The organism is Arthrobacter rhamnosi, assembly GCF_054510975.1.
Genome location: NZ_JBTNDN010000015.1, coordinates 1 through 1,318, shown reverse-complemented (window position 1 = coordinate 1,318; position 1,318 = coordinate 1). Strand labels below are relative to the sequence as shown.

Annotated in this window: 1 pseudogene; it reads right to left on the bottom strand. The window is 64.1% G+C overall.

The window, feature by feature from the left end:
• Positions 1-1,251 (bottom strand): annotated as a pseudogene (locus ACX80J_RS16730) (GH25 family lysozyme); the annotation flags it as partial.
• Between the last annotated feature and the right edge of the window lie 67 nt (positions 1,252-1,318).

Here is a 1,318-nt window from a genome sequence, read left to right as displayed (position 1 = left end):
CCTGGCTCCGGTCGTGGAGCTCCAGAGGATCTCGCCCTTTTGGAAGGACTGGTAGCAGCCGCCGTCGCGCAGGCCGCAGATCTCGTTGCCCACGGGATATCCGAGGACACTGTCCTGCGCGCCGGCTTTGCGGTAGGCGTTGCGGATGGAGCCGGATTTGCTGAGCTGGGCTCCGGTGCTCGAACTCCAGTAAATCTCGCCTCGTTGGAAGCCCTGGTAGCAGCCGCCGTCGCGCAGGCCGCAGATTTCGGCGGTGACGGGGAAGCCCAGTCGTCCGTTCTCTGCTCCTATGGATCGGTAGAGGTCGCGGATGCTACCGCGCCTGCTGATGTTGGCTCCGGACGCGCTGGACCAGAACACTTCACCGCCCTGGAAGGACTGGTAGCAGCCTCCGTCGCGGATTCCGCAGACCTGGGAGGCCACGGGATAACCCAGTCGTCCGTTCTCTGCTCCTGCTGACCGGTACGCGGTGCGGATGGGGCCGTTGGAGGTGATGTGCGCTCCGGTGGACGATGACCACATGATCTCGCCTGATTCGTACGACTGGTAGCATCCAGCGTTCTTGAGGCCGCAGGTCTCCTCGTTGGTGGGGAACCCGAGTGCGCTGTTCTCGGCGCCGGCGGCGCGGTAGGCGTTACGGATCCCTCCAGTCCTGCTGATGTGCGCTCCGGTATTGGTCGAGTAGAGGATTTCCCCGCGCTGGTACGTCTGGTAGCACCCGCCGAGCCTGAGTCCGCAGATCTGCGAGCTGGTGGGGTACCCGAGGATGCCGTTCTCCGCGCCTGCAGCACGATAAGCGCTTCGGATCGGTCCTGCCTGGGAGATGCGTGCACCGGAGGCCGAGGACCACAGGATTTCTCCTCGCTGGAAGGCCTGGTAGCACCCGCTGTCCTTCAACCCGCACGTTTCCGCACCGATGGGGAAGCCCAGTGCTCCATTCTCCGCACCGGCAGCACGATAAGCAGTGCGGATCACGCCGGCCTTACTGATCGCGGCCCCTGAGGCCTTGGACCAGAACACTTCTCCGTTCTGGAAGGACTGGTAGCATCCGCCATCTCGTATCCCACACACCTGTGCGGCAGTCGGGTAACCCAGGGCGCCATTGACGCCACCGGCAGCCAGCCACGCGCTACGGACAGGCCCGTTGAGGGAGATCACCGCTCCCGAGGTGCTCGACCAGATGACCGCACCATTGGTGAATCCCTGGTAGCAACCTCCACCGACCAGGCCACAGACAACACCGGAGCTCACCTCCCCGAGCTGGGAAGAAGAAGCAACAACCGCGGAAATAGCCGCCGCAGCAAGCGAAGACGTCGAA